Consider the following 26,384-nt stretch of genomic DNA (forward strand, 5'->3'; position numbering starts at 1 on the left):
CGACAGATTCAGAGACAGTCTCTCAACAGGGAGACTGTCTTTTTTGCATTTTCGCCATACGCGAGAGCAACGAAGAACGCACGAGGAGACGACGGCATAAAGCGGGTAGACAAGTCATAAGATGGAACAAAGGCTTGGCCTGCGGAGGGATGGACATGTTTGGTGGAGCAAATCGTGTAAAAGAAAGACGGCGGGAGCGACTGGAGCGAATCCGTACACAATCACGAGACAGTTTCTCTCCTTACGTGGATGATTGGAAAGATCCCATTGATGTGCAGTCTGATCCATACGATTTTCCCCTCAGGGAAAATGATGAGGAAAACAAGCCGCCTTCTCACGAAAAATGGGGGCTGCAAGTGTTTGCTTCCATTCTTTTGCTGGGAACGGCCTATTTATTGTTCCAGACGTCCTTGATTCCTGCCAACTGGAAAGACTCTGCGCGCGAGGTCATGACCCGGGATTTCAATTTCACTGGCGTAGCGGATTGGTACGAGGCGCGTTTTGGACCGATCCCCACCTTGTTGCCTGCGATGCAGGGACCGAGTGCGGTTCCTGCAACCAGCACAGCCAAAGATGTCGCTGTCTGGCGGCTGCCGGCAAGCTGGAAAATCGTGAAGCCGTTTGAACTGCAAAACGCCAAGGTCGTATTGGATACGGGCTTAGGGGAGCAAGTGAAGATCGGGGAGGCCGGGTGGGTTACGTACGTCGGAGAGCAGTCTGGCTTTGGAACGACTGTGATCGTCCGGCTGACAAAAGGCCGGGAAGTGTGGCTCGGCAATCTGGACAGCGTCGGAGTGACAAAAGACGAGGTGCTATCACCCGGTCAAGTGATCGGCACAGCGCGGGTGGTGAACGGAAAAGAGCGTCACCTGTACTTTGCGGCCAGGGCAGAGGAAGAGTTCGTCGATCCGCTGGAAGTGATCCCGTTTGAATAGAGGTGGATGGCTGGACATACGCTTTCGCATTCACCTGCTCTTCTGGGCGGTAATCGGTGTGTCTGTGCTGACAGGCCACTTTTTGGAAGTAATTACGCTGTTCGTGATCGTGCTCATACACGAATTGGGACATGTGGCAATGGCTCGGGAGTTGGGGTGGAGAGTGCATGAAGTCCAGCTGCTCCCTTTTGGCGGAGTGGCGACAGTAGAAAACAGCTATGCGACAGACCCGATGGATGAGATTGTCGTAGCGTTGGCCGGGCCGTTCATGAATGTAGTGATGATGGCGGCATCGTACCTGTTTTGGTATACAGGTGTCTGGACGGAGGACTGGTCCCGGTTTTTTCTCGTCAGCAACGCCACGATTGCTTTGTTCAATCTGCTGCCGATTTGGCCGCTGGATGGCGGGAGGATCGTGCTCGGGGTGCTGTGCTGTTTTTTGTCTTATCGGCAGGCAGCGATCGTCTCCATGACGGGCAGCACCCTTTTGGCTGGCATCCTGGTCGGGGTGTCCGGCTTTGATCTGAAGCTCAACCTGATCATCATCGGGCTGTATTTGCTGGCGATGAACATTCAGGCATTCGTCCGCTTTCCGTACCAGTTTTTTCGCTTTCTGGTGGAAAAGTACGGGCGCAGGCAAGAGGAAACAAACGTACAGGCTATCCGCGTCCGTCCAGAGGAGACGGTGTTGGCTGTATCCCACAAGCTGCGGCGTGGCCGCTCTCACCTTTTTTACGTACAGGGGGCGGGGCTGTTGGCAGAGGAGCAGCTGCTGCACGCCTTGTTATTCGAACAGAAACACGATGCTGCGGTCGGCAAGCTCCTCTAGTTTTCAGCGGGAGATGGGCGCCACTCCATCAGCAGGCAATCGCGCAAGCTTCCTTCGTGCCACTCGTGCCGGGGAAGCTTTTTCTTTTGGCGAAAACCGCATTTTTCATAGCAGCGGATCGCTCGTTTGTTCCATTCTTGCGGGTCCATGACAATGACCGCTGCTCCCAACTGATGAACATAGCGGATTACAGCCTGTACCAAGTCAGCGCCTATCCCGCGATTCCAGTAGGCCGGCTCGCCGATAAACTGATCCATGCCGTAGACGATCGTGTCTTTGGCGTAACCGTACTCTTCCTTGGTCGCAGGATCGAGCGGATAAAACTGGAGGTAGCCGACAGGGACCGCTTCATGGCAGACGAGACAGCGCGTCACGCCTTCATCATCGTCTGTGGAATAAAAATGCTCCTGGACAAGTGCGGCGTCATGGGGGCGGTCACGACCTTCGTAAAAAGCGAGAACCTGCTCGTCCGCGAGCCATTTGAGCAAATGGATGGCATCGTCGGGCACAAGCTGTCTGATGGATTGCTCCGCTGCGATGACTTTTCTTTTACGGCAGGCTATGATAGATTACTTCCTGTATGTCCGGCAATCCTGCCTGGGTGCCGGAAAAAGGACGGAAGTGCGGAGAGTGAGCGTAATGAGACAATTGGCTATCAGCGGCAGAAGCGGCGTGCAGATCGCGTATTTGGCAGACGGACAGCTGATCGAATGGCGGACGCAGGAGACGGACGGGCTTGTCAGCGCCGGGGAGATTTACTACGGGCGGATCGCGGACGTAAAACCGGGCATCCAGTCTGCCTTTGTCGACATCGGCTGTGGACAAAACGCGTATTTGTACGTAGATGATACGCTGAACAAAGGAACGGCGGGAAAAGGGAAGCCGAACATTTCCGAGCGGGTGCAAGTTGGTCAAGCGGTTATTTGTCAGGTGACAAAAGAAGCCTCTGAATGGAAGGCTCCGAAAATCTCGTTGAAAGTCAGTCTCCAGGGACGTTACCACGTGTATCTGCCACAAGAAGCGGGGATATCTATATCGCGAAAAATCAGCCAGCCGGAAGAACGGGCACGACTGGAAGAAACCATCGCGCCGCTGCTCGTTGAAGGGGAAGGCGTCATTGTGCGGACGGAAGCGGCTGGCGTGGACGGACAGCAGCTGACAAACGAACTGGCCTATTTGCGCAAGCGCTGGGAAGGCGTCTGCCAGCAAGCGGAGGCGAAAAAGACGCCGGGTCGGGTCGGTCACGATCTCGATGGAATCGAAGCGATATTGCGCGAAGCTTTGGCGGAAGGGCTTGATGAGGTGATCGTGGAGGATGCTGCCACGTATCGGCAAATCAAAGACATGCTGACGGTCTTTTCTGCCGACGCGGAAAGTCTGCTGCGCAAGCATACAGGCAAGGAGCCGCTGTTTGACGCGCTGCGCTTGGAGGCCAAGCTGGAACAGGCGCTCAGGCGTCAGGTGCCGCTGGCAAACGGCGGACATCTGGTGTTTGACAAGACAGAAGCCATGACCGTGATCGATGTCAATACCGGTTCTTTTACCGGAGCGGGCGGCCAGCAAAGGGAGCAGACAGTCACGGCAACCAACGTGGAGGCGGCCAAAGAAATAGCCAGACAGCTCAGATTACGCGACATTGGCGGCATCGTTGTCATCGATTTTATCGATATGAAAGAGTCTGCCAACAAAGAACGCGTGCTGTCGACGCTGAAAAGAGAGCTTGCCCGCGATGCGACACCTTCTACAGTCCATGGCATGACAGCGCTTGGACTGGTCGAATTGACGCGCAAGCGGGTGAGAGCGAGTCTCTCTGAGCGGCTGACGGAATCGTGCGCGGTGTGTGATGGGCGCGGGCGAATTTTGCGCGGGGATGAGAGCATCCGGCGGTTGCAAAACGAACTTGCAGGATTGGCCCGTTCGCAGCAAGTGGAGGCAGCTGTGGTGGAGCTTTCCGGCAGATTGTTCCAACTCGTTGAGCAGTTGGAGACGACAGGGGATGAAAAAAGCTGGCCGCTACGCGTCTTCAAGCGTGAGGAGCCGCGGCTCGCTCCAGACGAGTACCGGATTGCATATGCGGGAAATACGGCAGAAGCAAAGCGTCTGTACGAAAAACAATGGAAAATAACTTGACTGGGCAATTGCAGCTATGATAACCTAATGGTTGTCATGCAGCTATGCCCCGTGCATACTGTAACCGCACGAATCGGGTACATAAGTCGCCGCCAGACGGCGCACCTGTAGAGGCGAGTCTGAGTATAGGAGGTGCACACAGTGTACGCAATTATCGAAACCGGTGGAAAGCAATACAAAGTTGAAGAGGGTTCCGTTCTCTTCATCGAGAAATTGGCTGGCAACGAAGGAGAATCTGTTACTTTTGACAAAGTTCTCTTCGTAAGCAAAGACGGCAAAGTTACTGCAGGAGCTCCTACAGTAGCTGGTGCAACGGTAACTGGTAAAGTAGAAAAACACGGTAAAGCTGCAAAAATTATCGTGTACAAATACAAAGCCAAGAAAAACTACCGTCGCAAACAAGGTCACCGTCAACCGTTCACCAAAGTTGTGATCGAAAAGATCAACGCTTAATTTTGGTGACCTGATATGATTGAAGTGATCGTGAGCCGTGCGCAGCACGGTATCCATGAAATTTGTATTTCCGGACATGCCAATGCGGGTGCCTATGGGGCGGACATCGTTTGTTCTGCCGTGTCAGGCATCAGCTTTGGTATATTAAACAGCGTGCAGCCGTTGACAGGACTGACACCGCAAGTATCAGTCGCCCAAGAAGGTGGCGGCTTTCTAAAATGGACGCTGGCTTCGCAAGAAGCGGCGGACATACTAGAAAAGCAGCAGCTTTTGGCTGAGAGCATGGTGATCGCTCTGTTATCGGTAGAAGCGCAGTACGGGAAATACGTAAAAGTGAATGACCATAAATGGCAGGGAGGTGTCTGATATGAACATGCTGTTTAATTTGGACCTTCAGTTTTTCGCATCGAAAAAAGGGGTAGGTTCCACTAAAAACGGACGCGATTCCATTTCCAAACGTCTGGGCGTGAAACGTGGTGACGGTCAATTCGTTACTGCCGGAAACATCCTCGTTCGCCAACGCGGAACGAAGATCTACCCAGGTACGAACGTAATGAAAGGCGGAGACGACACTCTGTTTGCAACTGCAGATGGTGTTGTTCGTTTCAAGCGTCTGGGCCGCGATCGCAAACAAGTTGTGATCGAGCCAGTTGCTTCCGAAGCGTAAATATTTTTCCAAAAGAAAACCCAGCATCGGTGCTGGGTTTTCTTTTTGGTTTCGGGTAGGCGGATTTTGGGAATAAGACTTGTGTCAAAATAGTTGGGCGCAGCCAAGTTTTCTCATTGTCTGGCCCCCTTTTATGGTACAATAGTTAAGAAAGAAATTCTTATCGACTTGGGTGAATGTGATGGGGGACGAGCGGAGACTGCTTACGCATCAGACAGACCAGCTGTTGGCCGTACTGAACCGGCAGCGGCATGACTGGTTGAACCACGTTCAGGTTCTGCTCGGCTATTTGCATATGAACCGTACTGAGCAGGGAGAGGCGCATTTGAAGCGCATCGCGCAGATGGCGATGCAGGAATCGATGGTCGCCCGTTTGAACAACTCCCTGTTGTCCGTCTTCTTCTTGACATTCAATGCGCTGAACAAGGAAATGCTTTTGGAAGTAGACGTGTGCAATGACGTGGATCTCACGCGAATAGCATTAGGCGAGCAGCACTTGTTTCAGTTGGTGTCAGAGATATTATGCACAGTGAACGATCATGTAGACCAAAGCGGCTACGAACCAGCCAGTATGCAAGTAAGCTTGCAGGCGGATCAACGAGGCGTTCATTTTCGTTTTGACCTGGCCGGAGAGCTGAATGCATCCGGAATGGAAAAATTGGAAAAGCTGATACGGAATAGCGAGCAAAGTACGGTGGAGGTCACCGAGTGGATACATACGGAAGACGAATGGGTCCTGGATTTGCTGGTTCCATTCGCGCAATGAAAGAGGTGGCACCATGTTTGTCGATCAGGTAAAAGTTTATGTCAAAGGTGGAGACGGCGGTAACGGAGCCGTTTCTTTCCGCAGAGAGAAGTACGTGCCACTGGGCGGGCCAGCAGGTGGCGATGGTGGAAAAGGCGGAGATGTCATATTCGAGGTGGACGAAGGACTGCGCACGCTCGTAGACTTCCGCTACCAAAGACACTTCAAGGCGACACGCGGCGAGCACGGCCGCAACAAGTCGCAGCACGGAGCAGGTGCGGAGGATATGGTTGTTCGCGTACCGCCGGGAACGACTGTGATCGATGACGATACAAAAGAAGTCATCGCCGATCTGATCGAGCATGGTCAGCGTGCTGTGATCGCCAAAGGCGGACGCGGTGGACGGGGTAATATCCGTTTTGCCAATTCGTCGAATCCGGCGCCGCATATTTCCGAGAACGGCGAGCCTGGCCAAGAGCGCTACATCGTCATGGAGCTGAAGCTGATTGCCGACGTCGGTCTGGTTGGTTATCCGAGCGTAGGGAAGTCTACGCTGCTCTCCAGTGTGACCGCAGCGAAGCCAAAAATTGCTGCCTATCACTTTACTACATTGACTCCGAATCTCGGTGTCGTGGATTTGGGCGAACAGAGCTTCGTCATGGCTGACTTGCCAGGGCTGATTGAGGGAGCGCACGAAGGTGTGGGGCTTGGTCATCAATTCCTGCGCCACGTAGAGCGCACTCGTCTGATTGTCCATGTCATTGACATGGCGGGAGTGGATGGACGCGATCCGTACGAAGACTATTTGCAGATCAACCGCGAGCTGAAGCTGTACAACCTGAAGCTCGAAGATCGTCCGCAAATCGTTGCTGCCAACAAGATGGACGTGCCGGAAGCGGCCGAAAATTTGCAGCGCTTCAAAGAAAAAGTGCCAGGTGTTCAAGTTTTCGAAATCTCGGCAGCGACCCAGCAAGGTGTCAAGGAACTGATGTACGCAGTAGGCGAGACATTGTCCACAATTCCGGACAAGCCGACAGTCGAAGAAGTACAAGAAGTGGAAGAGCGCGTGATGTTCCGTGCGGAGAAAGAGCCGGAGCCGTTTGAAATCACTCGCGACAACGAAGTATTCGTGATCAGCGGTGAAAAAATCGAGAAATTGGTGCGCATGACGAACCTCAACAGCTATGACGCAGCTCAGCGCTTCGCGAGACAGATGCGCAGCATGGGTGTGGACGAGGCATTGCGCAAACACGGTGCAAGAGACGGGGATACCGTTCGGATTGGCAAATTAGAGTTTGACTTTGTGGAGTGACAAACAGAATGATTGATATCCCATCCCTCACCCCTTTTATGGCGGACAAACGCCTCCAACGCGGTGCTTCATTGCCGATGATGATCTCTAGACAGGTCAAATCGCCCATTCAAGTAATGGTTGAGCATGTCAAAAGTAGTTATCTCGTCGTTTCTCTTGAGATGAAGGCCGATGCAAAGGCCGAACTGCTCGGATCAACGGTGCGTGTTCGGTGGGAATCGGATGCGGCGATTAACACGATTGATCTGGAAGTGATTTCGGAAGAAACGATATGGCCTATCAAGCTGTTGGCGATGGTTCCGGTCAGCGTCGGCGTCGAGATTGCCACAAGCCGCAAGCAGGAACCCATTCCGCCCGGGATTGACATTCGCGTCCCGTACAAGGTGATGGGCGCAAGACCGATCGAGGAAAAAGGGGAGGCTGTGCTGCTGAAATTTTCCCCTACACGACTGATACTCGCAACAGAAGGTTATGTGGCCAAAGGGGAGTTTCTCCACCTTTCTTTCACGGTTCCTTCGACTGGGCAAGAAATCGTCATGATGGCAAAAATCGTGGAAAAGACCTTCGAAGACAAGCAGACAGTAATCGAGTTAATTTTTACGGATATCAATGAAAAACATCACCAAGTCATCAAAGATTACTATAAAAAGCTCTCAACTGCCGCTTCTTCCTAAGGAAGCGGTTTTTTTCCTTTGCTGTTCCCGCGAAGAAGGTATATAGTAGAGTACATAGAGTTCTAAATCGAGCCTGTTCACCTGATGGATTTGTTCTGTGCTTTTTCCTGAATATCACTTTGTGAAATCATGCACTTTTGATTATTCCACGTAGCTGTATCATTCGCTTTGTGAAAAATATTACAAGCACACGTGCTTTTCGGTATTTTGGGAGAATAGCGGCCGTAACTCGTATGAACAGGCATCGAGAATGAAGGCCTCTATTCCAAAGCAAAGGAGGACGTTTTTCCATGTCTCAAACAACCACGCAACAAGCTCAAGCAGAAGTAGCAAGCACAGCTACTCTGGCACCTGAGCAACAAATGGATGTACTCGATCAGTTGATGAAACCAGAAATTCAAGAATCCCTGAATGTATTGGTGGCAAACTTGCCAAAACTGGCCGAGATGACAACTATCCTCACCAAAACGTACGACCTGGTAAACACCGTAGCTAACGATCATGTACTCATCGACGACATCAAGGGCGGTATGGAAGAGTTCGTCAAACCGATTTCCGACAAGGCAAAAGGCATCGCGCAAGCGGCTATTGAAGCAAACGACCGCGCGCACACTGAGGAAACGACCGTTGGCTTGTTTGGCATGCTCAAAATGCTGAAAGATCCGCAAGTGCAAAAAACATTGCGTTTTGCACAAGCATTCCTCGAAGTTTTGGCTGAGCGCCAACAACAAAAACGCTAATTACGATAACCTACGAGAGACAAGGACGGAGGATTAGGCATGGCGAAGCATATTCTCATTCTGGGCGGCGGCTACGGCGGTTTGCTGTCCGCTTTGACTGCACGCAAATACATGACGGCGGAAGAGGCGACGATCACGGTTGTGAACCGTTTCCCTACGCACCAAATCATCACGGAGCTGCACCGTTTGGCAGTAGGCAACCTGTCTGAACAAAACGTGGCACTGCCATTGGAAAGACTGCTGCGTGGAAAAGACATCAACCTGGTGATCGACACTGTTGAAAAAATCGGTCTGGAATCGCAACGCGTCACTTTGACGAGCGGCGAGAGCATCAAATACGATGCACTCGTAGTTGCTCTGGGCAGCGAAACCGCATTCTTCGGTATCCCTGGCTTGCAAGAGTACAGCTTTACACTGAAATCCGTAGAGGAAGCGAACCGTCTGCGCGCGCACCTCGAAGAGCGCGTAGTGGAATACAGCAAGAGCAAAAACAAAGCCGATGCGACTTTCGTGGTTGGCGGCGGCGGTCTGACCGGCATCGAGCTGGTTGGCGAATTTGCTGACATGCTGCCTGATCTTTGCCGCAAGTACGGCGTAGATTTTGCAGACCTGTCCATCTATTGCGTAGAGGCAGGACCATCGATCCTCGCGGGCTTTGCTCCTGACCTGGTAGAGCGTGCAAAAACTAGCCTGGAAAAACGTGGCGTTCAGTTCCTGACTGGCGTTCCTGTAACCGAAATGAAAGAAACAACCGTTTGCCTGAAAGACGGCAACACCATCGAAACCAAAACAATGGTTTGGACTGGTGGCGTTCAAGGAAATCGCGTAGTGGCTGAGTGCGGCATCGAAGTAAACCGCGGTCGCGCAACTGTGACTGAGTTCCTGCAGTCCACTTCTCATCCGGAAGTATTCCTCGCGGGAGACAGTGCAGTGGTTATGGGGCCAGAAGGCCGTCCATACCCGCCAACTGCTCAATTGGCATGGCAAATGGGTGAAGTGGTTGGCTACAACTTGTTCGCTCACTTCAACGGCTCCAAAATGGACACGTTCAAGCCAGTCTTTTCCGGTACTCTCGGAAGCTTGGGCCGCAAAGATGCCATCGGAACCATCGGTGCAAGCCAGTTGAAGCTGAAAGGCTTGCCAGCTACGCTGATGAAGGAAGCGAGCAACGTGCGCTACCTGACTCACATCAACGGCTTGTCTTCGCTCGCGTACTAAACCAAAAACAACCATACGAACAAGCGTCAAACCCCGGGATACACAAATCCCGGGGTTTTTTTCTTTACAAAACAGCTCACTCGCTTTTAGCAAGGGAAATGTGCCTGCTTGCGCCTGACCATACGCCTGTGGCCGTTTGCTGAAAAAGCTTGGCCGTTGACGGCTATTTATTGCCGCTCGGGTCCTCGATGATGTTAGGCGATTGCGCCATTTTTTTGCCCCGAAGATCAGAACCGAACTGCTCCAGGCTGCTCGGTTTTCCAGCCGGATGATTGTTGCGGCGCTCCGATTTGTCTGACTTTCCGCGTCCTGCCATTCGTGCTTCACCTCCTCTTTTCTTACCGCTTTTAGTGTGTACGAAGATCGACATAGCCATGTAACCCAGGTGAACCGAATATGGTTCCATGAAAAAAGTTGGCGATGAAGGATTGTCACAGCGAGTACTATCCGTTATAATGTCCTCTATGAAGAAACAACTGTTTTTCTCAGGAGGACACAACACGTGAAACGGGAAGAGAAGTTCTACTTGATACGATCTGACATCTTACCAGAATCAATCGTCAAGACGATCGAAGCGAAAAAGATGCTGGAATCCGGCGAAGTGGACACCGTGAATGAGGCAGTAGATCGAGTGGGACTGAGCCGGAGTGCATTTTACAAATACAAGGACGGGATATTTCCCTTCAATGCCATGATGAGCGAAAAGATCATGACGATCACGTTTTCGCTGGAGCACATGTCCGGTTATTTGTCGAAGGTGCTCACGTATGTTGCAGAACAAGGCGGGAACGTCCTGACGATCAATCAGACGATTCCGCTGCAAGGGATTGCCAATATTTCCATGTCTGTCGATATGGCCAATCTGCGCGTATCCAGCACGGAATTTCTGGAAAGCTTGCAAGAAATCCCCGGCGTTCGCAAAGCGATGATCGTCGGTAGAGGGTAAAAGAAGGGTAGGAGGAGAGAAACAATGGAGAAGCAAAGCATCAAGCTGGGGTTAATGGGGTTTGGAACAGTCGGGACTGGGGTTGTCCGCATCATTTCTGCTCATCAGGACGATTTGCAAAAGCAGACCGGACTGGGGATTGAGATCACGAAGATTCTCGTGCAGGATGCCGAGAAGTCGCGCAATATCGCCGCCATGGAAAATTTGCTGACGACAGAGCCTGCCGAGCTTCTGGATGATCCGGACATCGAGGTAATCGTCGAGGTAATTGGCGGCATCCACCCGGCCAAAGAATACATCCTCCAGGCGCTGGAGCGCGGCAAGCACGTAGTCACTGCCAACAAAGATTTGATGGCCTTGCATGGGGCTGAAATCTTGAACAAGGCGCAAGAAAAGGGCTGTGACGTGTTTTATGAAGCGAGCGTAGCGGGCGGGATTCCGATTTTGCGTGCATTGGTGGAAGGCTTTTCCTCCGATCGCATTACGAAAATGATGGGGATCGTCAACGGGACGACCAACTATATTTTGACCAAAATGAGCCAAGAGGGCGCAGACTACAGCGACGTCCTCAAAGAAGCGCAAGCGCTGGGCTACGCGGAAGCGAATCCTACCTCCGATGTCGAAGGTTTTGACGCAGCCCGCAAGATGGCGATTCTCGCCACACTCGGTTTCCGCGTGCCGATGAAGCTGGAAGATGTGGACGTCAAAGGAATCAGTGCGGTAAGCAAGCAAGACATCGCATACGGCAAGCAGTTGGGCTATGAGATCAAGCTGTTGGGTCTGGCCCGCCGCGACGAGGAAGCGATCGAGGTAAGCGTACAGCCGACGATGGTGCCGAAATCGCATCCGCTTGCTTCTGTCAACGGCGTGTTCAATGCGGTGTACGTACACGGGGAAGCCGTAGGCGAGACGATGTTTTACGGCCCGGGCGCAGGCGAGCTTCCGACCGCAACCGCAGTCGTGTCCGATCTGGTCACGGTTGTGAAAAACAGAAAGCTGGGCGTAAACGGACGCGGGATGGTTGCGCCGTACAAGGAAAAAGTGCTTAAAGACGACAGCCAAAAGCTGTCCAAATATTTCCTGCGAATCGTGGTGGCGGACAAACGCGGCGTTTTGGCAAAGATTACCCAGTTGCTGGCGGACAAAAACATTTCGCTGGAGCAAGTCATTCAGCAGCCGTACAACAATGGCGGCGAAGCGGAGATCATCATGGTGACGCACCAATCGTCCAAGAGCGATATGGATGGGGTCATCGCCTATATGGAACAAATGGACATCATCTCCAAAGTGGAGAGCTGCTACCGTGTAGAAGGGGGAGACAAGTAATGAGTTTTGATCGTCAATCTGGCATTATTGCGCGCTACCGGGAGTTTCTTCCGGTTACGGACAAGACACCGTTGGTCAGTCTGCACGAAGGAAACACTCCGCTGATCCATGCGGCGAACTTGTCCAAGAAGCTGGGAGTCGAGCTGTATGTAAAATATGAAGGACTGAATCCGACAGGCTCGTTCAAAGACAGAGGCATGGTCATGGCTGTTGCCAAAGCAGTGGAGGAAGGCAGCAAAACGATCATGTGCGCTTCCACCGGAAATACGTCTGCGGCAGCAGCGGCGTATGCAGCGCGTTCCGGTCTGCGCTGCATCGTCCTGATTCCGAGCGGCAACATCGCGCTGGGCAAGCTGGCGCAAGCGATCGCATACGGTGCCGAGGTCATCGCCATCGACGGCAACTTTGACGAAGCGCTGAATATCGTGCGCGACATTACGGCGAAAGAGCCGATTACGCTGGTGAACTCCGTCAACCCTTACCGGATCGAAGGACAAAAGACAGCAGCGTTCGAAATGTGCGACGCTCTGGCCGATGCACCGGACATTTTGGCGATTCCCGTAGGAAATGCCGGAAACATCACCGCCTACTGGAAAGGCTTCAAGGAGTATAAGGAAGCAGGCAAATCAAGCCGTTTGCCGCACATGTACGGCTTCCAGGCGGCGGGGGCCGCTCCGCTGGTGCTCGGACAGCCTGTACCCAACCCGGAAACAATCGCGACTGCGATCCGCATCGGAAACCCTGCGAGCAAGGACGGCGCTTTACATGCGATTTCTGAATCGAACGGTCTTGTTGACAGCGTGACAGACGATGAAATTTTGCAGGCATACCAGCTGCTGGCCAAAGAAGAGGGCGTTTTCTGCGAACCGGCTTCTGCTGCCTCCCTGGCCGGAATCATCAAGCTGCATCGAGCAAACAAACTGCCGCAAGGTGTCAAGGTTGCGTGCGTTTTGACAGGAAACGGCTTGAAAGATCCAAACATCGCCCTGAAGCTCGTTGGAGAAGAGCCACGCTCAGTGCCTGCGACACATGAAGCCGTCATGGAGCTGGTTCGCCAGAGCGGGAGAGAAGTCGTCTCATGAGCAGTCAGCGTGTAAAAGTAACGATTCCCGCAAGCACAGCCAATCTGGGGCCAGGCTTTGATGCTTTGGGAATGGCATTTCAATTGTATTCCGTAGTAGAAATGGAAATCAGTGACCGGACCACCGTCGAGCTGGTTGGCAAAGAGCTGGAAGGCACACCTGCGGACAAAAGCAACTTGTTGTATCAAGTAGCAGCGAGTCTGTTTCAGGAAGCAGGGCTTGCCGTGCCGGAGCTTGCCATACGCGCATCGAGTGAAGCTCCCCTGACCCGCGGGCTGGGGAGCAGTGCGGCTGCGATTGTCGGGGCATTGGTGGCGGCCAATCAACTCGCTGGCGAGCCATTTAGCCGCGAGCAGCTTTTCGCCCGCGCCACAGCACTGGAAGGACATCCAGACAACGTCGGAGCCTCCCTGTTTGGCGGGATCATCGTGGCGACTATGCCAGAGACGATCGAAGAACCTGTTCCTTACGTTCGATTTTCCCCTCCCGCCGGATTGCAGACACTCGTCGTGATCCCGGATTTCATGCTGGAGACGACAAAAGCGCGGAACGTCCTGCCACAGGTGTACAGCAAAGAAGATGTTGTATATAATGTGGGACATAGCAGTTTGCTTGTTGCCGCTTTGGCACAAGGCAGACTAGACCTGATGGGACGGGCCATGTCGGATCGGCTGCATCAGCCGTACCGCGCTAAACTTGTACCTGGCTTGAACGAAATCCTGGACAAAGCGACTGAGCACGGTGCCGTAGGCGCTGCCTTGAGCGGCGCGGGACCAACCATCCTTTGCTTCTTTTCTTCCGCGGAAGAGGAGGGGCAACTGCGCGCATTCGTGGACAGAGTGATGAAAGGACACGGCATTGCCTACCGTGTAATGATTTTGCAGCCGGACGAAAATGGCGTACAAGTAGAAATCCATCAGAGATAGAGCATAGTGGATAGGAGAACGCCATGGAGAAGAAACTTGCTTTTCTCGGACCACGCGGAACATTCACAGAAGAGGCGGCGCGGACTTTGACGCAACGCCAGCCGCTCTCGCTCGTTCCGTATCCGAGCATCATCGATGTGCTGGATGCTGTTTCCAACAAGGAAGTGGCATTCGGGGTCGTGCCGATGGAAAATTCCATCGAGGGTACCGTCAATTCGACTTTGGACTGGCTCATTCACGAGGTCGATTTGCCGATCCTGGCTGAGCTGGCGCTGCCGATTACGCAAAACTTGCTGGTAGCCAAAAGAGAGCAAGCCTTGCCTTTGTCTGCGATCACAAAAGTGTTGTCGCACCCGCAAGCGATTGCCCAGAGCCACAATTTCTTGCGGGAAAACTTGCCGCACGCCAAGATCGAGTACATGAACAGCACAGCACTGGCTGCAAAAACGGTGAGCGAGCATCCCGAGGAGCCGTGGGCTGCTGTTGGCACGAAGCTGAATGTGGAGATTTACCCGCTGGAGTTCGCCCGCGAACAAATTCAAGATTATTCGAATAACTACACGCGTTTTGTGCTGGTCGGCACGGAGCCGTTGGAGTTGCAGGCGTCCTCACGCGAGAAAACGACGATACTTGTCACGCTGCCGGAAGATTTCCCTGGTGCGCTGTATCAAGTGTTGGCCGCGTTTGCCTGGAGAAAGGTCAACCTGTCGCGGATTGAGTCCCGGCCGACGAAAAAAGCGCTGGGAAGCTACTACTTTGTCATCGATATCGAGCAAAAAATGGACGATGTCCTCTTGCCGGGCGCTTTTGCCGAGATTGAAGCTATCGGTTGTCAGGTGCGTCAGCTAGGAACGTATCCATTTTATATGCAAGGAGCCAAACTGGAGGCCAATTTGTAAAAATTGGCTTCTTTCTTTTTTCTCCCCTGCAAGCGTAAAAGCGAAGGCCGCCAAGGAGCAAAAAGCCCATGGGTGCATACCATGGTAGGGAGTTTTCACGCAAGGGAGGAGAAACATTGAGGATTCACATCGTACAAAAGGGCGACAGCATGTGGAAGATCGCCAAAAGATATGGCGTCGATTACAAGGAACTGCTTCGCTTAAACAGCCAGGTCAAAACTCCCGACACGCTCTATCCAGGAGCAAGAATCAAAATTCCGACGAAGAGCGTTCCTGTCAGGCCCCAGCCACGAACAACGCCTCATCCGATGAGTGAGGCAGCTCCATATGTAAAAGAACGTCCGCGGACAGAAGCAGAGTCGGAGGAAGTGCCGAGACAAATTGAGCGGCGGCCGATTGAGCCTGAGGAAGAAGTGCAAATCGAATCGGAAACGAGAATCACGCAGGAAGCGCCGTCTACACCTCCGGCAAAGGAGCGGCCACCAGCGTCTCCAGGCCCACTCGTGTCTCCGGAGACGATCCAGCCCACACCAACGCCTGCACCTACACCTGTGCCGACTTTGCAGCCGCAAAGGGTGCTTCCGCCTGCGCCTTCAGCGCCGAATATCATGTCGGAGCCTACGAGTCCGCCGGCACTGCCGACACCTACACGGCCGTTCGTTCCGCCTGCGCCGCCAACACAGGTCAGTCCGTACATTTACCAGCCGCCTAGTCCGCCAAACATCGGGATGCCGAACATACCGCCGATGCCGCCAACACAGATCAGCCCATTTCAGCCGCAAACACCGCCAGCTATCATGTGCCCGCCATGCCCGCCTGTGCAGGTGCAACCAACCCGACCGCCAGCCCAAGTGAGGCCGTTTACACAAATGCCGCCCGCACAGGTTCGTCCAATGCAACCAATGCCGCCCATGCAGCAGCGTCCTATGCAGCCATTCATGCCGCCTGCGCCGCAGCTTAGGCCATGCCCGCCCGTGCGACCATGCCCACCGTGTGCCGCACCGAGGATGCAACAGCCAATGCCTCCTGGCAGGCAGCAGCTACTAAGCCCTCAACAGATGGGGCCAATGCCATCCCAAAGACCGTTTGGCGGCCCTGGTCAGCCGATGTTTCCTTATCGGCCATTTATGGGTCCGGGGCAAATGATGCCGCCATTTCCGGGGATGGGCATGATGCCATTCGGACCGCCACCACCAATGCCACCAATGATGCCGCCGATGATGCGACCAATGCCGTTCCCTATGCCGCTCTATCCGATGCCCATGCCGTTTCCGCCGCCACCGCCACCGCATCCGCCAAGACGGCCGCATCCGCAGTTGCCTGTATGCCCAGAACCAGTGGAATCATCGTCTTCATCATGTGAGTGTTCCTCGGACAGCCCGGAATTGAGAAGGCGCAGAAGCGCGAAAAGCAGCCGTGGCCCGCAGCCGTTTCACAACAACATGATGTTCCCTCCTTCCCAATGTGTCGCTTCCATGCCGGAACAAGGCGCATGGCCTAACTGGGGAGACGGACTCGATGAATCCTCTTCGTACTGAGAGGGACGGTTATGAACAAAGGACTCATACCAGCGATCGAAAAAGCTTTTCGTTGTGAGGTGCACGGGGTTAAGCCTAAGAGGAATGTCAATCTGCTCAAAACAGACCGGGGACACTGGATCATCAAAGGGTATAAGCAGTTGGAAAAAGCAGTATGGGTCACGGAGTTAGCCGACGCCTTGAGGCAAAAAGGCTTTGTTCACACAGTTCACTACGTATCAACTACCGAGGGTGCCAAAATATTTCCTTTCGAGGATCGCTATTACACCATCATGAAGCTGATTGATGGCGAGGAAGCGGATAACGCGTCACTCTTTGATGTGAAAAAGACAGCAGAGACGTTGGCGCGGTTTCATGTCGCGGCTCAAGGCTTCCCTGTCGTTCATTCCTATGCCTACGAGGGCAAGCCAGCCTTGCTCGACAAGTGGGAGAGTCGGATGGAATACTTTGAACGACTGACGTGGATGATTGAGCAAAACGGCCCGCAAAACAAACTGGAGCAAGTCATTGCCCACGCTGCCGATGAGGTGCTGCGTGACGGTCAGCAACTGCTGCAATCCGCCCACAAGCTTCCGCTGATTCCGGAAATGTATATGGCGATGGAAAGAGGCACATTGGCGCATCGCGACGTCGCCAGCCACAATTTTTTGCTGACGCAGCGAGGGAATTGCTATTTGATCGATCTGGATACGGTCGGACACGACATCCAGCTTGTCGATCTCGTCCAGCTGATGTCGCGCATGCTGTTGATGCAGGAATATCGGATGGAATCGTTCGTAGAGGCGATGGAGGCATACAGTAAAATCAATTACTTGAGCGACACCCAGATTTGGGCGGTTCATCAATTGCTCCGTTATCCGGACAATTTTTTGCGCGAGGTGACCGGGCTGTATAGCAGGCGTCCCGGTTATCATATGCGCGGCGTTTTGCAGCTGGTGATGCTGGAGGGAAGACTTGCCCAAAATCGCCAACAATTTTTGAACGATGGGGAGCGCATCTTCCAGCGTTCGCCCTGGGGTGAATATCATTTTGTCGGATAACCGATTTTGGCAAGAAAAAACATCCCTCGATCATGAGGGATGTTTGTCTTGCGTCGAAGCTTATTTGGAAGCTGGTTTGGACAAGTCGATGGAGAATTTGGCGAAACCGGATTCCAGTTGGCTGATGAATTTCAGGTTGGACATTTTTTCTGCAAATGGCTTCGCATCTGGCGAAGAAGTGAAGGTTACGTTCACTTTTTCTTTGATTGGCGCAAATGTCCAGTTGTTGTCAGCCGCAGGGTTGATGTCTTTTTGGCTCAAGATGTAGTCGATGACAACTTGACGGTTTTCGTCTGGAGAATCGATGATGATGTTTTTGCCGTCCAGACCTGGGAAGCTTCCGCCGCCGCTTGCACGGTAGTTGTTCGTTACGACGATGAACTTGTCTTCCGGTTTGACAGGCTTGCCGTTGTAGGACAGGTTTTTGATGCGGTTGGCATCTTTGTTAGCCAGCTTGCCGTCTACAGCGTATTTGGATGGTTGAGTCACATCGATTTGATAGGTTACGCCATCGATTACATCGTAGTTGTAAGTTGGGAATGCTTCGTTTACGAGCGGTTGCTCTTCTGTTTTCTTCACATCGATCTGGTTGAATTGGCCAGCGGAGCGCTCCAGCCATTCTTGCAGCTGGGAACCGTTGATCAGGACAGCTTTCAACGTGTTTGGATAGATGTACAGGTCAGATACGTTTTTGATGGCGATTGTGCCGGCAGGGATGTTCGTGTAGTAAGTTGCGCCGTTGCGGCCGCCCGCTTTGAACGGTGCTCCTGCGGACAGCACTGGAATGCCGTCGTATTCGGTACCTTTCACGTTTTTCTCAACGAACCATTTTTGTGCATTGGTCACGATCTGGATGGATGGGTCATCTTGCACCAGCGCGAAGTAGCTGAAGATAGGGGAAGATGTTTTCCCTACTGCGGAACGCACCCATTCCACTGTGTGATCATGATCTTCTTTTACAGCGTCCAGTACGGCCTTGTCTGCATCAGCCAGGGACGCTTTGTTTGTTTTGTCGTAGATTGGAACGGTTTTGGTAACGGATTCCGTTACTTTCCATTTGCCGTTTTCTTGGGTGAGTGTCAGGTCGATCACGCCCAGGTTGTTGCCCCAGTAGCCAGGCATTACAGCCGGTTTGCCGTTGATGGTGCCTTTTGTACCGTCAACGCCAGGGATGTTTTCAAAGCCAGGACCCGGGAATACCAGGTGGGAGTGGCCGAACAGGATGGCGTCGATGCCATCGATTTTGCTCAATTGGTAGCTGGCGTTCTCCAGGTTCGCTCCGCCTTCAACAGGACCGATGCCAGAGTGAGGAACCGCGACGATGATGTCTGCTCCCTTTTTCTTCATTTCAGGGATGAATTTGTTGGCGCTTTCCACGATGTCTTTGGCGATGACTTTGCCTTCCAGGTTCGCTTTGTCCCACTGCATGATTTGCGGAGGTACAAATCCGATTACGCCGACTTTCAGCGTCACTTCTTTTCCGCTCTCATCCTTGAATTTGCGCTCCAGGATTTGGTAAGGGGTGAACATGTTTTTATCGTTGTCCGGATTTTTATCCTTGTCGTCAATGTAGACGTTGGAGTTGATGTAAGGGAATTTTGCACCTTTCAGGCTGCGATCGAGGTGCTCCAAACCGAAGTTGAACTCGTGGTTTCCGATGTTGCCCAGATCGTAGTTCAACAGGTTCATCGCTTTGTAAACCGGGTGAGTTTCTCCGTCTTTCAAAGGATCGATTTTAGCAACATAGTCGCCGAGCGGGTTTCCTTGCAACAGGTCGCCGTTGTCGATGAGAATGCTGTTTTTCGCTTCGTCTCTCGCTTTTTTGATCAACGTCGCTGTTTTGGCGAAACCAAATTCATCTGTGGACTTGTCTTGATAGTAGTCGTAGTTCACGATGTTGGTGTGGATGTCAGTTGTTTCGAGCAAGCGGAGTTTCAGGGTGGAACTAGCTGCGGCGCTCACAGGCGTAGTAGAGAAAGTGAGAGCGCTGACAACTAAAGAAGTGCTGAGGAGAAAAGCGGTCAGCATTTTTTTGTTTGCCTTTTTCATGTTTTGATTGACCTCCATAAGTTCACAATGAATACCAAGCAAAAATAGTTTATCACTAGAATCAATAGATTGGTAGATAATTGCAGGTTAAGATTATTAAATTTTGGCTATTGACAAAAATCATAAAATGTTTCCTCGTTTTGTCGTTTCGTGGAAGTGAATTTCTAGCCAATTACGAATGTTGAGTGATTCATGTATGGCCCCGATCCAACATGGCGACACTAGAAAAAAAGCTTGTGAAGGGGTTCATCGAACAATGCGAAAAAAATGGATGGTGTACGCATCGTGGAGCGCGGCGCTTCTCACAGGTGTCGTATTGGGCATCCTGCTGGCAGGCAGCGGAAGCAAAGGGACGGGGCTTTCGCAGTTGATGCACACGGGCATAGGCAGGACGGCCGAGGTGACAGGGAAGCCATATGAGCTTGTATTGACGCGAAGCTATTTGTGTGGTGTCCGAGACGAAGAGCGGCGTCCTGTCGGCACGGGATATCTCCCTCAAGCGATGGGAGAATACAAAGGCTGGGAGATCGTGACTTCCGATGCCGCCAAGATGATCCTGATGAAAAGGGAGCAGGACATTTCTCCTGCCTGCAAAGAAAACGGTCATTTCGGACTGTCAGCGGACGGCATGCTGACTTTTTTTCACGGTGTGCCAACGGAACAGGACGTCATCCAGACTTTTTACCGGATCAATACGGAGAAAATGGAAGCGAATCTGCCCAAAGAAGAGCTGGAGAACTTAAAGCGAGGCATTCGCATCCGCAATCTGGCGGAGTACAACAGCATTCTTTCCACGTATGGGGAGTTTCAACTGGATGCGCCATGATCATCAGAGAAGGGAAAAGCCGGAGAGCGATTCCGGCTTTTTTCTATATTTATAGCCTTATAGCTCTACCGCGATGACGCGCCATCTGTCCCACGGAACCGGGCGATGGAGGACAAACGTCCACTTTTCCTTGCGCTCGTCGTTGTTCCGCGTGAAGTAGGTCAGGTGAACGGGCACTTCCAGCAGCAAGGGACCTTTTTCATCGGAAGGGATGACCATCTCGGTTTTGCGAATCGATGCTACTTGCGCCAGGCGATCTGGCAGCGGAAAGCCGTCTGTCGTCATCCGCAGCGAATGAATGTCCTGTTCGTGCAGGGCGGTCAAAAAATAGCCGACCAGCTCTTCGGCAGATGCCCCGATCAAGTTCGCGGCCAGAGAGCCGGAAGCTTTTTGGATCATCAGGCTGTGGCTCGGGTCAGGCTCCTTGCGTTTGTGGGTAGAGCTGCCAAAAAAGTGGATGCAAAAGTGTCCGGGAAAGTCGTTTCCGGCGATAGCCCCCGCACCGTGAGGCATGCCGTGCATCGAGGCGGCGAAATAAACGCCGTTGACCTCCACGAGAATCGCCCTGCGCTTCCAGCTCCATTTGCCCTGATAAATTTTTTTCATCGTTTGGGTATCCGTACGTGTCAATGGCTGCACATCGGCATGGCGACTGCCCGCCCGGCGCTGGACGTGAAACCGTTCCCCTGTTTCCAGGTCGATGACGGTTGCGTATTCCATGCGGCCGAAAGTCTGCTTGACTTGTTCCCACGGAGTTGCTTTGGCGTAGTGCACACTTTCCACTTTTGCTACCAGATCTTCGATTTTTTGTTTCAAGTTTGCGCCCAGCATGTATTGCAGCGGGCGTTCCTTTTCAAACAAATTCCCGTCGTGATCGTACAAGAAATAGCGATTGTGCACGACAAGAGTCGCGCGGACCCAGTATGGATTCACATAGGCCGCGACTGTCTTTGCACGCAGCAGCTGCTTCACAAACGAGTGCTGGGCGCGAAACGTCAACGTGGAGTGAAAGGAAGAAGCGGGTGAGACCGAGACAGATACGGTGATTTCTTCTTTGCTTTTGGCATGGGCAGATTGGGCGGATGGCTCCGGGATCAACAGCGTCAGGAGAAGACAGATGAATACGAAAGCAAATCGTAAGTGTCGCACCGGATGAAAGCACCTCCACCAGTTATGTTGTCTTGACAAAAGCAGGGCAATGAGGTGTAAATCTTGGCATCATAAGCGTCGTGGTCGCACGCCATACTGTAGGCATACGGTGATCGAAGGAGGAGTCTTTTCATATGTCTACCATGCCAAGAGGTAGCTACAAAGACCAGTTCCATCAGCGTTTGTACGTTCAGTTGAATCAGGGACACAACAAGCTCAATTACCAGCAGATCAACAAAATCCAGGAGCAAATGCAGAGCGGTGTGGATGAATATGCCCACATGCAGCATGATGTGTCAGATACACTCGGGATGAACAAACACTAAAGCGACGCCGTATGGCCCGTTCCTCGCAAGCAGGAGCGGGCTTTTGCATGGAAATACACGTTCGCTTTTCGGGCGCTTTGTGATACAGTAGAGAGTAGAAACTTAAGCCTACGGAGAGTGGACTATGCGCATTTTAGGAATCGACCCTGGCATTGCGATCGTTGGGTTTGGGGTTCTGGATAAGCAGGGTAGCCAATTGCGTCCCGTCCAGTATGGAAGCATTCAGACAGAGGCAGGCTTGCCTGTTCCGCTTCGCCTGAAACAAATTTTTGAAGCGATGCAAAGCTTGCTGGAAACGTATCGACCAGATGAAATGTCAGTAGAAAAGCTGTTTTTCAATAAAAACGTGACAACCGCCTTCACCGTCGGGCAAGCGCGCGGCGTCATCCTGCTCGCGGCAGAGCTTGCCGGGGTGCCCGTGTACGAATACACGCCGATGCAAGTCAAGCAGGCGGTGACCGGGTACGGTGGGGCAGAGAAGAAGCAAATCCAGGAAATGACCAAGCTGCTCTTGCGTCTGAAAGAAGTGCCAAAGCCGGATGACGTGGCGGATGCGTTGGGGATTGCGATTACGCACGCACAGTTTAAGGCGTTTATCTCCATCTCGGAAGGAGTTCAAAAATGATTGATTTTGTGGAAGGGACACTTTGTTACCTGGATTCAGAATACATAGTCGTAGAGACTGGAGGGATCGGGTATCGCCTGTTCTGTCCCAATCCGTACCAGTTCGTTCGCTACGAGGGCAGCAAGACGAAGCTGTATACGCACCATCATGTCCGCGAAGACGCGATATTGCTCTACGGCTTTGCGACCCGCGACGAACGCGATTTGTTCCGCAAGCTGCTCGACGTGAGCGGCATCGGGCCAAAAGGCGGCCTGGCGATTCTCGCGGCTGCTACACCTGAGCAGCTCGTGATGGCCGTGCAACAAGAAAATGTGACATACTTGACCAAGTTCCCCGGGATCGGCAAAAAGACGGCACAGCGCATTATTCTCGATCTCAAGGACAAGTTGGTCGGCTATACGCCATCGGCGATTTTGACTGTCGCAGCCGGCGATCTGACGGCAGGCGAGCAGGCGGTATCCGCGTTGAACGAAGCGCTCGACGCCTTGACGGCGCTCGGCTATTCGGATGGCGAGCTGCAAAAAATCAGAAACGCGCTGTCGGAGAAATCCAAAGAGGGCGAGAGTGTAGAAAAGCTCATCAAGCAAGGGCTTGCCCTGCTCATGAGGGGGTAGGATTTTGGATCAGCGAATTATTACGACGCACATGAACTGGGAAGAGGATGCTGCGGAACTGAGCCTCCGTCCCCGTTATTTGAATGAGTACATCGGACAGCAGCATGTGAAGGAAAACTTGAAAATTTTCATCGAAGCGGCGAAAATGCGCAAAGAGTCGCTGGACCACGTCTTGCTGTACGGGCCGCCCGGATTGGGAAAAACGACGCTTTCGCAAATTATCGCCAACGAGCTTGGCGTCAACATCCGCACGACATCCGGGCCAGCCATCGAGCGCCCTGGTGATCTGGCGGCGATTTTGACCAACTTGCAAGAGGGCGACGTGCTGTTTATCGACGAGATACACCGACTGAACCGGAGCGTCGAGGAAGTGCTGTACCCGGCCATGGAGGACTTTGCGCTCGACATCATCATCGGAAAAGGGCCAAGTGCGCGCAGTGTTCGCCTCGACTTGCCGCCGTTTACGCTGGTGGGAGCGACGACGAGAGCAGGGATGCTCTCCGCTCCGCTCCGCGATCGATTCGGCGTGGTCAACCGGCTGGAGTTTTATACGGTTCCCGAGCTGACGTTTATCGTGTCGCGGGCCGCAGACATTTTGCAAGTCATCATTCGCGAGGGCGGGGCAGAGGAGATTGCCAGACGCTCGCGTGGCACCCCGCGCGTGGCTAATCGTCTGTTGAAGCGCGTGCGCGATTTTGCTCAGGTCAAGGGCGAGGGCGTCATCACGACAGAGATTGCGCAAGAAGCGCTGGAGCGGCTGCAAGTAGATGCATGCGGACTGGATCATATCGACCACAAGCTGTTGCTTGCGATTATCGAGCGCTTTGACGGCGGTCCGGTCGGACTGGATACGATTGCCGCCACCATCGGGGAAGAGGCGCAAACGGTAGAAGACGTTTGCGAACCGTATTTGATGCAGATCGGCTTTATGCAGCGGACGCCGCGGGGCCGTGTGCTCACCCCGAGTGCGTACCAGCATTTTGGGCGGGAGATGAAATCGTGAATCCGATAGCCAAGCTACTTGTCATCGGCGGGGCCGTCCTGATCGTCATCGGCTTGTTGTGGCAGGTGGGCGGACGCTTCTTGCCTTTGGGGCGCCTGCCGGGAGATATCGTCGTGGAAAAGGAAAACGTCAAGTTTTATTTTCCGATTGTGACGTGTATTGTGATTAGCGTCGTCCTGTCGCTTCTGATGTATGTCATCCGGCTTTTTAAGTGAGAGCGCTTCTCTTTTGCACATGTAGAACAAAGCTTACGCCATCGGAGCTGGGTGCCCGATGGCTTTTTGCGTGCAAGCGGATTGGTCCCATTTTGGGAAAAAGGGCAGGAAAATCTCCAGTGATTGTCGAAAAAGATGGGAGCGCATGCCAATTTTCGACGAAATCAGGAGAAAGGAAGGACGTTGGACGACATGAAAAAGAAGTGGATGGGGAAAGTCCTTTCGGCGGGTCTGATCACAGTGGCTCTCCTGGGAGGAACAGTACCGACTCAGGCGGCTGGCGACAACAATATCCGGGTAGCACTTTTTGTGGATATCGGAAAAGGATACAGGGGAGTAGTCCCTTCTGTTACACTTACGGCTGAAAAAGGGATGGAAGTGACGTTGACAGGCCCGGAAGGCAAAATAGAGCTGCCTGAATTAGATGGAGACGCTGTCCGCTACCGGGTGGACGAGTACCATCTGGTTGTAGCGCAGACTTCTGACTGGAATCAGGCGCAGCAAATCGCTCAACTCATGAGCCAGAAAAAATACGAAGGCTCGATTCAAGTGGTCAATCGGGGCGGACAAACGCTTTATCAAATCGTAAGCGGCACGTACGATACGTATCAGGCCGCAGCTGCACAGGTGGCGGCAGTAGCACAAGCGACAGGCCAGAAGCCGATCGTTCAAGGCCCTCTTCGCTTGGAAGCTGGTCAGTTCAAGAGCTTGAGCGAAGCGCAGAAGTGGCAAGAAGCTTTTGAGCAAAAAGGAATCGCGGCTTATCCCGTGCTTTTGTCCAACGGCGAGAAGGTCAAATACGCGGTATGGATCGGCGACGAAGTCAGTCAGGAAGCGCTCTCGTCCCTGGCGCGCAAAGCGAGCAATGCGCTGCCGAACTTTTCTTACTCGGCACCTTCGAGCCAATCTTACGTCGTGCTGAAGCAAGACGTATTCGGATCGCCGGACGAGCCGATCTGGAAGTATGTGTTCTCGCCGCAAGCCAAGCTGACAGTAGAGGCGAAAAAGGCGGACGGCGAATCATTGCTCGGGGTCGTGGAGCGCGATCAGCGTACATACCGGGGAGAGATGGAGCTGTCGGAATACAACGGTCATTTGACGGTTGTGAATGAACTGCCGATGGAACAATACTTGTATGGGGTTGTCGGTTCGGAAATGGCTCCGGGCTGGCCGCTCGAAGCGCTGAAAACACAGGCGGTGCTGTCGCGCACTCGCGCCTTGTGGCAAGGAAACAAATACGGGATTGCCAATGTCTCCGATACGGTGATGGAGCAAGCCTATTACGGATATGGAAAAGAGTCGGAAGACGTTCGCGAGGCGGTCGATGAGACAAAAGGAGAAGCCATTTATTACCAAGGTAACCTGGTCGAATCGTTGTTTTATTCCAATGCAGGCGGGATGACAGCGGACGGTACGGAAGTATGGGGCAATCCCGTTCCGTATTTGCGTTCGGTGGACAGCGATGACGCGCTGCCTGTAGACGGTGTGAATGCGTGGTATCGCGTGCAGCTTGCAGATGGCTCGATCGGCTATGTCCGCGGCGACCTGATCAGAGAAAGCGGCACAGATGACACGGGAGCGAGGATGGCTGTCATTACGACAGAAAATACGAATCTGCGTCTGGGACCAAGCACGGCGACCCGGGTTTTGTCTACGTTGCCGAACGGAGCGGAAGTGACGATTCTCTCCCAAGAGGCAGAAGAGAATGCCTACGCGTGGACGCGCGGGCCTTTTACCTCGGCTGAATTGACGGCGATGATCAATGCGAATCAGGACAAAAATAAGGCTCCCCGCATTCCCGGGAACGTCACCAGTCTGAAAGTGACGAAGCGAGGACCATCGGGACGTGTCATCGCGATGGAGGCAAACGGCATTCCGATCAAGGTAACGGCACCGGATGCTTTCCGTTCGATCTTTTCCCAGGGCGGTACGGCATTGCGCAGTACAAAATTTGACGTAGAGGTAGTCAAGGGTGGACAGTTCCTGTTCCGCGGAAACGGTTTCGGGCATGGACTGGGTGTATCGCAATACGGCGCTCGTGCCATGGCACAGGGCGGGTATGACTATCAGCAGATTTTGCAACACTATTACCAGGATGTGACAATCGACTAGCAAGC

At 53.0% G+C, this 26,384-nt stretch carries 29 protein-coding genes, 1 pseudogene and 1 other annotated feature; of the genes and pseudogenes, 25 read left to right on the top strand and 5 right to left on the bottom strand.

Annotation, left to right across the window (positions count from 1 at the left end; all coding sequences use genetic code 11):
* The first annotated feature begins 155 nt into the window (after positions 1 to 155).
* Together HP435_RS09695 and HP435_RS09700 are read left to right on the top strand one after the other, a co-directional pair.
* Positions 156 to 935: a M23 family metallopeptidase gene (locus HP435_RS09695; protein ID WP_122964228.1), complete on the top strand. Its 780-nt coding sequence runs from the start codon at positions 156 to 158 to the stop codon at positions 933 to 935.
* Positions 928 to 1,764 (top strand): M50 family metallopeptidase, encoded by an 837-nt coding sequence (locus HP435_RS09700; RefSeq protein ID WP_122964227.1) that lies wholly within the window; start codon positions 928 to 930, stop codon positions 1,762 to 1,764. The genes HP435_RS09695 and HP435_RS09700 overlap by 8 nt, the downstream gene beginning before the upstream one ends.
* On the opposite strand, the gene HP435_RS09705 is transcribed toward HP435_RS09700, so the two are convergent.
* Positions 1,761 to 2,273 (bottom strand): GNAT family N-acetyltransferase, encoded by a 513-nt coding sequence (locus tag HP435_RS09705; protein ID WP_309539009.1) that lies wholly within the window; start codon positions 2,271 to 2,273, stop codon positions 1,761 to 1,763. The genes HP435_RS09700 and HP435_RS09705 overlap by 4 nt on opposite strands.
* 130 nt (positions 2,274 to 2,403) lie before the next feature.
* Here HP435_RS09705 and HP435_RS09710 point away from each other — a divergent pair, with 130 nt between their 5' ends.
* From HP435_RS09710 to HP435_RS09750, 9 genes are all read left to right on the top strand, one after another.
* Positions 2,404 to 3,894 carry an Rne/Rng family ribonuclease gene (locus HP435_RS09710; protein WP_173598626.1) on the top strand — a complete coding sequence of 497 codons (1,491 nt, stop codon included), beginning with the start codon at positions 2,404 to 2,406 and terminating at the stop codon, positions 3,892 to 3,894.
* Between the two features lie 52 nt (positions 3,895 to 3,946).
* Positions 3,947 to 4,025 (top strand) — a sequence feature (ribosomal protein L21 leader region).
* A 10-nt stretch (positions 4,026 to 4,035) separates the two neighbouring features.
* Entirely contained in the window at positions 4,036 to 4,347 is a 312-nt protein-coding gene (rplU, locus tag HP435_RS09715) for a 50S ribosomal protein L21 (protein ID WP_173597471.1), read from the top strand.
* A gap of 15 nt (positions 4,348 to 4,362) precedes the next feature.
* Positions 4,363 to 4,713: a ribosomal-processing cysteine protease Prp gene (locus tag HP435_RS09720; protein WP_122964225.1), complete on the top strand. Its 351-nt coding sequence runs from the start codon at positions 4,363 to 4,365 to the stop codon at positions 4,711 to 4,713.
* Positions 4,714 to 4,720: 7 nt separating this feature from the next.
* A complete protein-coding gene (gene rpmA, locus HP435_RS09725; protein ID WP_063230242.1) occupies positions 4,721 to 5,014 on the top strand; it encodes a 50S ribosomal protein L27 in 294 nt (97 codons plus the stop codon).
* 181 nt (positions 5,015 to 5,195) lie between these two features.
* Positions 5,196 to 5,780, top strand: coding sequence for a Spo0B C-terminal domain-containing protein (locus HP435_RS09730; RefSeq protein WP_122964224.1), 585 nt, complete (start codon positions 5,196 to 5,198; stop codon positions 5,778 to 5,780).
* Positions 5,781 to 5,793: 13 nt separating this feature from the next.
* Positions 5,794 to 7,071 carry a GTPase ObgE gene (gene obgE / locus HP435_RS09735; RefSeq protein ID WP_122964223.1) on the top strand — a complete coding sequence of 426 codons (1,278 nt, stop codon included), beginning with the start codon at positions 5,794 to 5,796 and terminating at the stop codon, positions 7,069 to 7,071.
* A gap of 8 nt (positions 7,072 to 7,079) precedes the next feature.
* Positions 7,080 to 7,745 carry a PilZ domain-containing protein gene (locus tag HP435_RS09740; protein WP_173598625.1) on the top strand — a complete coding sequence of 222 codons (666 nt, stop codon included), beginning with the start codon at positions 7,080 to 7,082 and terminating at the stop codon, positions 7,743 to 7,745.
* Between the two features lie 290 nt (positions 7,746 to 8,035).
* The gene (locus HP435_RS09745; RefSeq protein WP_122964221.1) at positions 8,036 to 8,485 is read left to right on the top strand and encodes a DUF1641 domain-containing protein; all 450 of its coding nucleotides are present in this window, start codon (positions 8,036 to 8,038) and stop codon (positions 8,483 to 8,485) included.
* Positions 8,486 to 8,524: 39 nt separating this feature from the next.
* Complete coding sequence (locus HP435_RS09750; protein ID WP_173597470.1) at positions 8,525 to 9,703, top strand: NAD(P)/FAD-dependent oxidoreductase; 1,179 nt, start codon at positions 8,525 to 8,527, stop codon at positions 9,701 to 9,703.
* A gap of 163 nt (positions 9,704 to 9,866) precedes the next feature.
* Here HP435_RS09750 and HP435_RS09755 read toward each other — a convergent pair whose 3' ends face one another.
* The gene (locus tag HP435_RS09755) at positions 9,867 to 10,019 is read right to left on the bottom strand and encodes a hypothetical protein (RefSeq protein WP_167470286.1); all 153 of its coding nucleotides are present in this window, start codon (positions 10,017 to 10,019) and stop codon (positions 9,867 to 9,869) included.
* Between the two features lie 186 nt (positions 10,020 to 10,205).
* Here HP435_RS09755 and HP435_RS09760 point away from each other — a divergent pair, with 186 nt between their 5' ends.
* From HP435_RS09760 to HP435_RS09785, 6 genes and pseudogenes are all read left to right on the top strand, one after another.
* Positions 10,206 to 10,649 (top strand): ACT domain-containing protein, encoded by a 444-nt coding sequence (locus HP435_RS09760; protein ID WP_122964219.1) that lies wholly within the window; start codon positions 10,206 to 10,208, stop codon positions 10,647 to 10,649.
* A 24-nt stretch (positions 10,650 to 10,673) separates the two neighbouring features.
* On the top strand, positions 10,674 to 11,975 hold the full coding sequence (locus HP435_RS09765; protein ID WP_122964218.1) for a homoserine dehydrogenase: 1,302 nt from the start codon (positions 10,674 to 10,676) through the stop codon (positions 11,973 to 11,975).
* Complete coding sequence (gene thrC / locus HP435_RS09770) at positions 11,975 to 13,057, top strand: threonine synthase (RefSeq protein WP_173598624.1); 1,083 nt, start codon at positions 11,975 to 11,977, stop codon at positions 13,055 to 13,057. Before HP435_RS09765 ends, thrC begins: the two co-directional genes overlap by 1 nt.
* Positions 13,054 to 13,983, top strand: a complete 930-nt coding sequence (gene thrB, locus HP435_RS09775; protein ID WP_173598623.1) for a homoserine kinase — start codon at positions 13,054 to 13,056, stop codon at positions 13,981 to 13,983. Before thrC ends, thrB begins: the two co-directional genes overlap by 4 nt.
* A gap of 23 nt (positions 13,984 to 14,006) precedes the next feature.
* Positions 14,007 to 14,882 (top strand): prephenate dehydratase, encoded by an 876-nt coding sequence (gene pheA / locus HP435_RS09780; RefSeq protein ID WP_173597468.1) that lies wholly within the window; start codon positions 14,007 to 14,009, stop codon positions 14,880 to 14,882.
* Positions 14,883 to 15,031: 149 nt separating this feature from the next.
* A pseudogene (locus HP435_RS09785) lies at positions 15,032 to 15,085 on the top strand (LysM peptidoglycan-binding domain-containing protein); the annotation flags it as partial.
* 98 nt (positions 15,086 to 15,183) lie between these two features.
* Here the strand turns inward: HP435_RS09785 and HP435_RS09790 are convergent.
* Positions 15,184 to 15,579, bottom strand: a complete 396-nt coding sequence (locus tag HP435_RS09790) for a hypothetical protein (protein ID WP_229050002.1) — start codon at positions 15,577 to 15,579, stop codon at positions 15,184 to 15,186.
* An 852-nt stretch (positions 15,580 to 16,431) separates the two neighbouring features.
* Between HP435_RS09790 and HP435_RS09795 the strand changes: the two genes are divergently transcribed.
* The gene (locus HP435_RS09795) at positions 16,432 to 17,460 is read left to right on the top strand and encodes a phosphotransferase (RefSeq protein WP_122964214.1); all 1,029 of its coding nucleotides are present in this window, start codon (positions 16,432 to 16,434) and stop codon (positions 17,458 to 17,460) included.
* Between the two features lie 60 nt (positions 17,461 to 17,520).
* On the opposite strand, the gene HP435_RS09800 is transcribed toward HP435_RS09795, so the two are convergent.
* Positions 17,521 to 19,509, bottom strand: coding sequence for a bifunctional 2',3'-cyclic-nucleotide 2'-phosphodiesterase/3'-nucleotidase (locus tag HP435_RS09800; RefSeq protein WP_173598621.1), 1,989 nt, complete (start codon positions 19,507 to 19,509; stop codon positions 17,521 to 17,523).
* A gap of 256 nt (positions 19,510 to 19,765) precedes the next feature.
* On the opposite strand from HP435_RS09800, the gene HP435_RS09805 reads away from it, so the two are divergent.
* Positions 19,766 to 20,335 carry a BofC C-terminal domain-containing protein gene (locus HP435_RS09805; RefSeq protein ID WP_173598620.1) on the top strand — a complete coding sequence of 190 codons (570 nt, stop codon included), beginning with the start codon at positions 19,766 to 19,768 and terminating at the stop codon, positions 20,333 to 20,335.
* A 57-nt stretch (positions 20,336 to 20,392) separates the two neighbouring features.
* On the opposite strand, the gene HP435_RS09810 is transcribed toward HP435_RS09805, so the two are convergent.
* The gene (locus HP435_RS09810; RefSeq protein ID WP_122964211.1) at positions 20,393 to 21,484 is read right to left on the bottom strand and encodes a hypothetical protein; all 1,092 of its coding nucleotides are present in this window, start codon (positions 21,482 to 21,484) and stop codon (positions 20,393 to 20,395) included.
* 134 nt (positions 21,485 to 21,618) lie between these two features.
* Here HP435_RS09810 and HP435_RS09815 point away from each other — a divergent pair, with 134 nt between their 5' ends.
* The 6 genes from HP435_RS09815 to HP435_RS09840 all read left to right on the top strand — a co-directional run bounded on the left by HP435_RS09815 (position 21,619) and on the right by HP435_RS09840 (position 26,379).
* On the top strand, positions 21,619 to 21,810 hold the full coding sequence (locus tag HP435_RS09815; RefSeq protein ID WP_063230197.1) for a hypothetical protein: 192 nt from the start codon (positions 21,619 to 21,621) through the stop codon (positions 21,808 to 21,810).
* Between the two features lie 124 nt (positions 21,811 to 21,934).
* Entirely contained in the window at positions 21,935 to 22,435 is a 501-nt protein-coding gene (ruvC, locus tag HP435_RS09820; RefSeq protein ID WP_063230198.1) for a crossover junction endodeoxyribonuclease RuvC, read from the top strand.
* Complete coding sequence (gene ruvA / locus HP435_RS09825; RefSeq protein WP_122964210.1) at positions 22,432 to 23,049, top strand: Holliday junction branch migration protein RuvA; 618 nt, start codon at positions 22,432 to 22,434, stop codon at positions 23,047 to 23,049. Before ruvC ends, ruvA begins: the two co-directional genes overlap by 4 nt.
* A 4-nt stretch (positions 23,050 to 23,053) precedes the next feature.
* The gene (ruvB, locus tag HP435_RS09830) at positions 23,054 to 24,052 is read left to right on the top strand and encodes a Holliday junction branch migration DNA helicase RuvB (RefSeq protein WP_122964209.1); all 999 of its coding nucleotides are present in this window, start codon (positions 23,054 to 23,056) and stop codon (positions 24,050 to 24,052) included.
* Positions 24,049 to 24,267: a DUF2905 domain-containing protein gene (locus HP435_RS09835; RefSeq protein ID WP_063230201.1), complete on the top strand. Its 219-nt coding sequence runs from the start codon at positions 24,049 to 24,051 to the stop codon at positions 24,265 to 24,267. Before ruvB ends, HP435_RS09835 begins: the two co-directional genes overlap by 4 nt.
* Before the next feature lie 192 nt (positions 24,268 to 24,459).
* Complete coding sequence (locus tag HP435_RS09840; RefSeq protein ID WP_229049889.1) at positions 24,460 to 26,379, top strand: SpoIID/LytB domain-containing protein; 1,920 nt, start codon at positions 24,460 to 24,462, stop codon at positions 26,377 to 26,379.
* Positions 26,380 to 26,384 lie beyond the last annotated feature (5 nt).

The sequence above is a fragment of the Brevibacillus sp. HD3.3A genome, assembly GCF_013284375.2.
Taxonomy (GTDB): domain Bacteria; phylum Bacillota; class Bacilli; order Brevibacillales; family Brevibacillaceae; genus Brevibacillus; species Brevibacillus parabrevis.